Origin of the sequence: Longirhabdus pacifica, assembly GCF_004115085.1 — a bacterium.
Lineage (GTDB): Bacteria > Bacillota > Bacilli > Paenibacillales > DSM-105158 > Longirhabdus > Longirhabdus pacifica.
Map to the genome: position 1 here is coordinate 46,338 of NZ_QXJP01000026.1, position 8,551 is coordinate 54,888.

The window sequence follows — 8,551 nt, forward strand, 5'->3', positions numbered from 1 at the left end:
ACTTTACATACTATGACGAAGTTGATTTTAAAAGGTCTTTATCAGTTGCAATTGGGGGTAGAGATGATGGCACATGTTTTACTATCGTTTGTACATCCTGAAGTAACTTCATATCGTCCCATCTTTTCCCTACACATTGCACTGCAATAGGAAGTTTCTCATTTGAAAGTGCAAAAGGCATCGTGACTACAGGACTCTCTAGTACGTTGAACAAGCTGACATATGCGGTAACGGCATGCCAGTAGTTCATTTCTGTGTCGTTAACTTTAATGGTCTTGTTGTATATTGGCTCAAAATCCAACACATCATCTGCCTCCATGTGCGAGATCGCCGTTGTCGAACTTACAGGTAAAATAAGCATGTCGTATTCAGATACAAAAGCATCAAATGCTGCAACGAGTTTTTCTCTAGTTGTTAATAGTTCCATATAAGCTTCAAACGTCAGTGGGAATTTTATCGATGCAGTAATGTGCTCTTCATACAGTGCATTGGTTTTGTTTTCGTCTTGTACTGGCATCGTAGATTTTAATTCTGCATAAATCAATTTACTCCATGTCTCCCATACGAGCTGAGGATCAACAGGGAATTGTTCTATTTGTGTAACTTCTGCTCCAGATGCTTTCAATTTATCTATAAGCTGAGAAGTTTCGCGCTTCATATTATCATCTACTGGTATCCCAGGTATTTCTTCCAGCCATGCAACTTTCATTTTGGCTATGTCTTGTTCTTGATCTAAACTATTGCTATCAAAAGATAAGTGAGGCACAGCGGTGTCTTTACCATCATAGCCAGCTATGATCGGATAGCTGACAATGAGATCTTCCATCGATCTAGCCATGGGTCCGTAAGTAAACATGTGTCTAGATACTTTGAAAGGAGCATAATCATGTACACCTGACATGTGACCATATGAGGAAACGCTGTTTTCTGTAGGTTTTAAGCTGTAAACGCCGCAAAAATGAGCCGGAATACGTAATGAGCCTCCCACATCACTACCGATTTCCATAAAACTTAAACCAGCTGCTAGCGCTGCTGCACTTCCACCGCTACTTCCCCCACTTGTTTTCGTGTCATCCCATGGGTTGTTCGTAGTACCATAAATAGGATTTTTCGTCTGTACATCCATGAGTAAAGTAGGTACATTTGTTTTCCCAATGACAATGGCACCTGCTTCTTTCAAACGAGCGACAACGGTCGCATCATATTCTGGTATGTAATCACGTAAAGGCTCAAATCCTGCTGAAGCGGAATGACCTTTTACTGCGAAGGAATCTTTAATACTAATGGGCACACCGTGCAGTGGACCTGTAATTTGACCTTTTGCTAAAAGTTGGTCTGCCTCGATAGCTTGTTGTATTATATCTTGTTCATTTATGGAAACAATAGCATTAACGGAGGGATTGTATTGTTGTATTCTTTGTAGTAGTTGTCTAACTAATTGCTCAGATGTTACTTTTCTGCTTAATATGATTTTACTTAATTCTACCGCAGAATAAGAAAAATAAGCGTCTAATTCTTTATTCAATGTTTTCACTTCCTTTTTTCTTTTATCATAAACTACTAAATTGAAATAGATATTAAAATTTTAATAATTTTGATAATTTAATTATATATTTCAAAAGTTAACATTCAAAAGTTAATATTTAATTGCATAGTAATGTTTCTTTTGGAATGTTTTTTTGAAAAAGTCATGCATCATCCGTTTTGAAGTACAACTTTATATCCCTATGTACTATATATCGGCGTGTTGAGGGTAGAAATTAAACTGTAAAAGGTGTAAGATATAGGTTGATGTTTTTAAGAAAGCAGGGATAAAGCGTGCAAAGATATTTTGTTCCAGCTGAACAATTTGCTGCTAATACAGTAACGATTAAAGATGATGATGCACATCACATAGTAAAAGTGATGCGGCAAAAAATAGATGATGAAATCATTGTAAGTAATGGAAATGGACATACCGTGCTCGCAAAGATCAGTCATATTGAAGGAAAAGAAGTGACAGCAACCATTCAATACGAGCTAGAGGACAAAACCGAAGCGAATGTAGAGGTTTGGGTGGCACAAAGCTTACCAAAGGGTGATAAATGTGAGACCATCGTGCAGAAGTGTACGGAACTTGGAGCTGACAAAATCATCCCTTTTCAATCTGTTCGAACGATTGTACAATATGACCAGAAAAAGATGCATAAGCGTCTAGAACGTTGGAGAAAGATTGCGAAGGAAGCAGCTGAACAAGCGCATCGTGATGTTATTCCAGAGGTTACGGAGATATATTCTTGGAAACAAATATTAAGTATAGCTAGTGAAGCGGATTTGGCTATGATTTGTTATGAGAAAGAAGATGCAGTAGGCATTAAAGATGCACTGCAACGTATCTCGCTATCTGCAGCAGTAGGTGAGAGTGAGAAGAAAAAAATATTGATTATCATCGGTCCAGAAGGCGGCTTTACAGAAGAAGAAGCGTCGCAAGCGGAAATGGAAGGTTGTACATCTATCCATTTAGGCAAACGAATTTTGCGTACGGAAACAGCTGGTATGGTCGCATTAAGTTGTATATATTATGAGACTGGTGAGATGGGAGGAAAATAAAATGCCAACAGTTGCATTTCATACATTAGGTTGTAAAGTTAACTTTTATGATACAGAAGCGATTTGGCAAATGTTTAAACAGGCAGGTTATGAGCAAGTGGATTTTGAATCCCCTGCAGATGTATATATTGTAAATACGTGTACAGTAACAAACACGGGTGATAAAAAGAGTAGACAAGTATTGCGCAGAGCAATTAGAAGAAACCCAGATGCGGTTGTTGGTGCAACAGGATGCTATGCACAGACAGCTCCTGCTGAAATATTGGATATTGCAGGCGTGGACTTAGTTATCGGTACACAAGATCGAGATAAAATTGTTCCCTACGTGGAACAAATACAGCGAGAGCGTCAGCCGATTAACGCCGTGCACAATATTATGAAGCGAAGAGATTTTGAAGAATTAGACGTTCCGGACTTTTCTGATCGCACAAGAGCGTTTTTGAAAATACAAGACGGTTGTAATAATTTCTGTACGTTTTGCATCATTCCGTGGGTGAGAGGATTGAGCCGCAGTCGTCCGCCAGAAAATGTGATTAAGCAAGCGAAGCAGTTGGTTCGTAATGGGTTCAAAGAAATTGTACTCACAGGAATTCATACGGGTGGATATGGTGACGATCTAGAAAATTATTCGTTAGCTAACTTACTACAAGACTTAACGGAAGTAGACGGGTTAGAGCGTATTCGTATCAGCTCCATTGAAGCGAGTCAAATTACTGATGATGTGATAGAAGTACTCAAAAACTCGGACAAAATGTGTCGTCACTTACACGTACCGTTGCAAGCGGGACAAGATGACGTATTAAAAAGAATGAAGCGTAAATATAACGTGGCAGAGTTTATGGAGAAAATAAAAAAACTGCATGACATCATGCCAGATGTTGCGATTACGACAGATATTATCGTTGGTTTCCCAGGGGAAACGAAAGAAATGTACGAGGAAGGGTACCGTCATATCAAAGAAATGCAATTTGCTGAAATGCATGTATTCCCATACTCCAAACGTTCTGGTACACCAGCAGCAAAAATGGATGATCAGGTAGAGGATACAGAGAAACAGGAGCGCGTACAGCAGTTGATTCAATTGTCTAACGACATGAGATTAGAGTACGCACAAAAGTTTGTCGGTGAAGTATTAGAAGTTATTCCAGAGAAAAGTTACAAAGATGGTAATGGATTGATCATGGGAAATACAGATAACTACTTACAAGTGGTATTCGAAGGAACTCCAGATATGATCGGTCAATTGTGCAAAGTGAAAGTTACAGAAGCAGGAGCAGACACTTGTAAAGGTGTGTTTGTTAGAACGTTGCAACCGTCCAAGCAAGCTGTGATATAAATATAAAATGATACGTTTGCTGGTGAGGCAAATACAGCATGATACAAAGTATGCTCAATAGAGGTTCCATATAGGAGCCTCTTTTACTGTATAATAGTAATGACATGAAGAAATAATGCTATACAGGTTTACTGCTAAGTAACCTGGAATAAAGGTTGATGTAGAGATTTCTTCATCTTATGTTAGCGGTAATAAGTTGGTTGAACAAGTTCATTCAATTTAAATATAAGATGAAGAAATAAGGAGATACAGGTTTACGCCTCAGTTGCCAGGCGTAAAGGTTATCTTATTGTAATTTCTCCATCTTATGTTAGCGGTAATAAGTTGATTGAACAAGTTCATTCAACTTATATTAATGTGTTTTTGGAAATGTATAAAATAATCATGATGATGAGAATATCGGAGGTTTAACATGGAAGAAATATCAGCAGGTGGAGTCGTTTACCGCATCGAACAAGGACAAGTCAAAGTGATGATCATTAAAGATCGTTTTGGCAGCATGACATTGCCAAAGGGAAAAATGGAAGCTGGAGAGACGATAGAACAAACAGCACTTAGAGAAATTAAAGAAGAAACAGGCATCGATGGTGAAATAAAACATACGTTAGAAACGATTCATTATACATACGAGCATGAACAATTAGGAACAGTGAAAAAGACCGTTCATTATTATTTAGTATTGGCAAACTCTACAAATATTACGGTGCAAGAAGAAGAGATTGATGATGTATATTGGGTTTCGATTAACGAAGCTTTAACATTACAACGAAATGAAGGATACGATAACAACGACAGCGTGGTAGAAAAGGCATGTTCTTTACTTGAAATGTTGGGATAGTATTGTGGGATGTAAAAGTGCAGTGGATCGTTCTATTGATCTATCTGCTTCCAAGCCTTATATACCAATGGATCTCTTTCATATTTTTCATATGATGGAAAACACAACTGGAGGTTTACTGCAAATCACGGTGTTATGATAGTATCAACATTCTTTGAAAATGCTTATCTATCAAGGGGTTTAGCAACTTTCATTTTAGGGGTTTTATTTGAACGTAGTGGAATTGAAAGAAGTTTAAACAATATGCAGCTTATGTAAAGCGCTATTTCCCTTATATCGTACATGCATGCATAGCTTACGGTTGTAATGGAAGTAGTGTTTTTATTTATTTTACAAAAAAATATACCCTATAGAGGTATTTTTGTTGACATTATACCCTATGGGGGTATAAAATAAATGTAGAGGTGATGGAAATGAATCAAGATTGTCATGAACAAGACGGTAAAAAAGTAAAAGATCCAAGAACGGAACAAGAAAAACAGCAAATGATCAATAGATTAAAGCGAATAGAAGGACAGGTAAGAGGAATACAAAAGATGATCGAAGATGATCGCTACTGTGTCGATGTGCTCATTCAAGTGTCCGCTATTAACTCCGCTTTGAAAAATGTAGGCTTTCAACTATTAGAAAGGCATACAAATCATTGCGTTGCAGATGCTATACAAGACGGAACAGGTGATGAAGCGGTAGAAGAGTTAATTAAAGTCATGAAGCAATTTGCTAAATCTTAAGAGAAGAAAAGAAAGGGAGTGAAGATTATGAGTCATGCAGATGCAAAAGGCATTGCTGGCGAAGGTCAACATGATATCAATCAACTTAAGTTGAATATAACAGGTATGACGTGTGCTGCCTGCTCTAGTAGAATAGAAAAAGTATTAAATAAAATGGACGGTGTGGATGCTAACGTTAACTTAGCGATGGAATCCGCTTCCGTGCAATACGATGCTTCAGTCATGTCATCCACAGAAGTGATTGAGAGAATAAATAAATTGGGTTACGGAGTGCAGTCAGAGAAAGTAGAATTAGACGTTCACGGTATGACGTGTGCCGCTTGCTCCAGTAGAATAGAAAAAGTGCTGAATAAAATGAACGGTGTACAGACTGCGACGGTAAATTTAACGACAGAATCCGCATCTGTAGCTTTTCATACTGGTGTGGTAACTACCGAAGATATCATCGGGAAAATACAACATTTAGGCTATGATGCGAAGGTAAAGCAAAGTAGAGAGCAAAAATCATCTCATAAAGAAGCCGAAATGAAGAAGCAAAAATTTATGTTGTATCTTTCTATATTGTTATCCTTACCATTGCTCTATACGATGGTTGGTCATACACCTTGGGATTTAGGTATTTCTGTTCCTAAACTTTTCATGAATCCATGGTTCCAATTAGCACTAGCTACACCTGTGCAGTTTTATATAGGTAGACATTTTTATATCGGTGCTTACAAAGCGCTCAAAAACAAAAGTGCAAATATGGACGTGCTCGTTGTACTTGGTACATCCGCAGCTTACTTCTATAGTTTGTTTGAAAGTTTCAGAACGATAGGCAATTCCGCTTACATGCCGCATCTATATTTTGAAACGAGTGCTGTACTTATCACCCTTATTCTCCTTGGTAAATGGTTTGAAACATTAGCAAAAGGAAGAACGACAGATGCCATCTCTACGTTACTAAACTTACAAGCAAAAGAAGCGAGCGTTATTAGAGATGGGAAAGAAATGAAAATTCCATTGGAACAAGTCATTGCAGGGGATGACATTATTGTTCGTCCGGGGGAAAAAATACCCGTAGATGGTATGGTTATCTCTGGTCAATCTGCTGTAGATGAATCGATGATCACAGGTGAATCTATTCCTGTAAACAAACAAGCAGAAGATATGGTGACAGGAGCTACGATCAATAAAAATGGAACATTACAAATCAAAGCGACAAAAGTAGGTTCAGATTCCGTACTTGCTAACATTATTAAAATCGTAGAAGAAGCGCAAGGATCGAAAGCACCTATACAACGAATGGCAGACATCATCTCCGGTGTATTCGTCCCTATCGTTGTCGGTATTGCTCTCCTTACTTTTGCCATATGGTTTTTCTTCGTAGACTTTGGCAATTTTCCGCAAGCGATTGAAGTTGCCATTGCCGTCTTAGTGATCGCTTGTCCATGTGCATTAGGATTAGCAACTCCAACTTCGATTATGGTTGGTACGGGAAAAGGTGCTGAGCAAGGTATCTTGTTTAAAGGCGGGGAGCACTTAGAAAATACACATAAAATCGATACGATCATATTGGACAAGACAGGAACCATCACAAAAGGAAAGCCTGTTGTTACTAATTTTGAATCAAACGAAGAAGATATCTTATCTTACTTGTACACAGCGGAAAGATCATCTGAACATCCGCTTGCGGAAGCGATTGTTACGTATGCTCAAGAACAAGGAGCACAGGAGAAAGTTTTAGAACATTTTTCAGCAATACCCGGTCATGGTATTGAAGCCACAATGGATGGAATGAAAGTACTCGTAGGTACAAGAAAATTGATGAAAAAACATCAGTTGGATATTCAAAATTATGAAGCTCAAATGCAAGCTTATGAAGCACAAGGGAAGACTTCTATGCTCATTGCGCGCAATAGCAAAGTAGTTGGTATAGTCGCCGTTGCAGATACGGTAAAAGAAACAGCCAAATCTGCTATAACCCAAATGAAAGAACAAGGCTTAGATGTGTATATGATCACAGGCGATAATACGAAAACTGCACAAGCAATAGCAGAGCAAGTTGGTATTGACCATGTGTTCGCGGAAGTGCTGCCAGAAGAAAAAGCAAATCATGTGAAATCGTTACAGGCTAAGGGTAAAAAAGTAGCAATGGTGGGAGATGGAATTAATGATGCTCCAGCACTAGCAACAGCGAACATTGGAATCGCTATTGGTACGGGGACAGATGTAGCCATTGAAGCCGCAGATATCACCCTCATGGGTGGCGACTTGGCCCTCATTCCAAAAGCCATTAAGCTAAGCAAGAAGACGATGCGCAATATTAGACAAAATTTATTTTGGGCATTGGCTTATAATTCAGCGGGGATTCCCATAGCAGCGATAGGATTGTTAGCGCCGTGGGTTGCTGGTGCGGCAATGGCATTTAGTTCTGTTTCGGTTGTTACCAATGCACTTCGACTGAAGCGCGTTAAGATTTAAAAGGTGCTCAATGCGAGACTCATTGGGCATCGTACTTATCATTACATTCAAAATTTAGGAGTGATTTATATGACAAAAACAACATTAAACGTATCTGGTATGACTTGCGGTCATTGTGAAAAAGCAGTGAAAGACGCTTTAACGCAGTTGAACGGGATTGGTAGTGTAGAAGTTCATTTAGATAGTGGTAAAGTAGATATCGCTTACGATGAAGCTAACATTGCTGTTGATAAATTAAAAGAAGCCATAGAAGAACAAGGCTACGATGTAGCATAATAGAATCATTGTGTAAAAGCCGCCACATGCATGTGTGACGGTTTTTTTTATCTTTTTCCGACAGAAGACTCCCACTTCAACGAGTGAGAAGTGCGTAGCCCAATGAGTAAGTCGGAGATGAATGTCGGTAGGCGTAGCCTAAGATTGTTTGGTATAATTTAGATATTGCTAGAAAGTGAGGTGAAAACAATGTTAGTCAATAAAGCCTATAAGTTTCGTATCTATCCAAATCAAGAACAACAAATATTAATTGCCAAAACAATCGGCTGTTCTCGTTTTGTGTTCAATAGGTTTTTAGCACTTTGGATTGATACTTAC

9 protein-coding genes are annotated in these 8,551 nt (G+C 38.5%); 8 read left to right on the top strand and 1 reads right to left on the bottom strand.

Translation table 11 applies throughout. The annotated features are described in order from the left end of the window. Positions 1–10 precede the first annotated feature (10 nt). Positions 11–1,525: an amidase gene (locus tag D1Z92_RS15125; RefSeq protein WP_164931649.1), complete on the bottom strand. Its 1,515-nt coding sequence runs from the start codon at positions 1,523–1,525 to the stop codon at positions 11–13. Positions 1,526–1,818: 293 nt separating this feature from the next. On the opposite strand from D1Z92_RS15125, the gene D1Z92_RS15130 reads away from it, so the two are divergent. The 8 genes from D1Z92_RS15130 to D1Z92_RS15160 form a co-directional block, all read left to right on the top strand. Beyond that, positions 1,819–2,589, top strand: a complete 771-nt coding sequence (locus tag D1Z92_RS15130) for a 16S rRNA (uracil(1498)-N(3))-methyltransferase (protein ID WP_128896517.1) — start codon at positions 1,819–1,821, stop codon at positions 2,587–2,589. 1 nt (position 2,590) lies between these two features. After that, positions 2,591–3,925 (top strand): tRNA (N(6)-L-threonylcarbamoyladenosine(37)-C(2))-methylthiotransferase MtaB, encoded by a 1,335-nt coding sequence (gene mtaB, locus D1Z92_RS15135; protein ID WP_128896518.1) that lies wholly within the window; start codon positions 2,591–2,593, stop codon positions 3,923–3,925. A gap of 412 nt (positions 3,926–4,337) precedes the next feature. Beyond that, the gene (locus D1Z92_RS15140) at positions 4,338–4,763 is read left to right on the top strand and encodes an NUDIX hydrolase (protein WP_128896519.1); all 426 of its coding nucleotides are present in this window, start codon (positions 4,338–4,340) and stop codon (positions 4,761–4,763) included. Between the two features lie 4 nt (positions 4,764–4,767). Next, positions 4,768–4,902, top strand: a complete 135-nt coding sequence (locus tag D1Z92_RS17735) for a hypothetical protein (protein ID WP_276318882.1) — start codon at positions 4,768–4,770, stop codon at positions 4,900–4,902. Positions 4,903–5,176: 274 nt separating this feature from the next. Beyond that, a complete protein-coding gene (locus tag D1Z92_RS15145; protein ID WP_128896520.1) occupies positions 5,177–5,494 on the top strand; it encodes a metal-sensing transcriptional repressor in 318 nt (105 codons plus the stop codon). Positions 5,495–5,521: 27 nt separating this feature from the next. Then, on the top strand, positions 5,522–7,957 hold the full coding sequence (locus D1Z92_RS15150) for a heavy metal translocating P-type ATPase (protein ID WP_128896521.1): 2,436 nt from the start codon (positions 5,522–5,524) through the stop codon (positions 7,955–7,957). Between the two features lie 69 nt (positions 7,958–8,026). Next, positions 8,027–8,233, top strand: coding sequence for a copper chaperone CopZ (gene copZ / locus D1Z92_RS15155; protein ID WP_128896522.1), 207 nt, complete (start codon positions 8,027–8,029; stop codon positions 8,231–8,233). A 189-nt stretch (positions 8,234–8,422) separates the two neighbouring features. Next, positions 8,423–8,551 (top strand): helix-turn-helix domain-containing protein (locus D1Z92_RS15160; RefSeq protein WP_164931650.1); only part of this gene is annotated, 129 nt, incomplete at its 3' end.

What these genes read in the sequence shown, in the direction of transcription:
- mtaB (WP_128896518.1), top strand. Translation starts at nt 2,591, where the DNA reads ATGCCAACAGTTGCATTTCATACATTAGGTTGTAAAGTTAACTTTTAT.
- D1Z92_RS15140 (WP_128896519.1), top strand. Translation starts at nt 4,338, where the DNA reads ATGGAAGAAATATCAGCAGGTGGAGTCGTTTACCGCATCGAACAAGGA.
- D1Z92_RS15145 (WP_128896520.1), top strand. Translation starts at nt 5,177, where the DNA reads ATGAATCAAGATTGTCATGAACAAGACGGTAAAAAAGTAAAAGATCCA.
- D1Z92_RS15150 (WP_128896521.1), top strand. Translation starts at nt 5,522, where the DNA reads ATGAGTCATGCAGATGCAAAAGGCATTGCTGGCGAAGGTCAACATGAT.
- copZ (WP_128896522.1), top strand. Translation starts at nt 8,027, where the DNA reads ATGACAAAAACAACATTAAACGTATCTGGTATGACTTGCGGTCATTGT.